This is a genomic window from Oleiphilus sp. HI0043 (genome assembly GCF_001634935.1).
Genome location: NZ_LWEY01001862.1, coordinates 1 through 793 on the forward strand (window position 1 = coordinate 1; position 793 = coordinate 793).

Genomic DNA, 793 nt, shown 5'->3' on the forward strand with positions numbered 1-793 from the left:
CTATGGTGAAGTCGGGAGTCACTTTTCGTTGTAAGTCCGGGTCTTTGATCTGTTTGCGAATATGCTTTTCAGCTTTGTTCTTCGCCAAGACCTTCAATGCCAAATCTGAATATTTAAAGCCAATAACACGGAATTCATACCACCAGTAGATCAAGAAACGTAAAGCAAAGTAGGCCCAACTCTTACTAAGCAACTTACGTTGCCAGCCTTTAAATTTATAATCATTTCGAGGCATTACCCAATGAGGGGTACGTTGAAGCACATCAAGGTGTTCAACTTCCGGAGCGATCGCAGGGATTATTTGTGCGGCACTGGCACCACTACCTATCACTGCAACTCGCTTGCCTTTATGGTCATAGTTATGATCCCAGTTATTACTGTGAAAGGACTTACCCTTAAATGTATCTTTTCCAGGAAAATCTGGAATCACTGGTGTACTAAGTGGCCCTGAAGCATTAATAACAAATTGAGCGTGATAAGCATCTTTGCCTTCAATATCAATTTGCCAGCGCTGCTCTGCTTCCTGCCATTCAATCTTCGACACATTGGAGCCTGCCGCAATTTTCTTATCCAAAGCGTGCTTGGAAATGATGTGCTCGGTGTACTCTCTTAGCTCGTCTTGTTCAGCGAACATTTGCGACCAATTGTAAGGCTCTGAAGATATCGAATACAAAGGAGAAGGAACATCGACGGCTGCGCCTGGGTAGGTATTTTGGCTCCAGGTACCACCGACAAATTCGCGCCGCTCCAGAATCAGAAAATCCTGAATGCCACGTTTGATTAGGTTCATGGC

Annotated in this window: 1 protein-coding gene; it reads right to left on the minus strand. The window is 44.4% G+C overall.

Translation table 11 applies throughout. The annotated features are described in order from the left end of the window. A partial coding sequence (locus A3729_RS28520) for an NAD(P)/FAD-dependent oxidoreductase (protein WP_156498208.1) occupies nucleotides 1–793 on the minus strand: 793 nt, incomplete at both ends.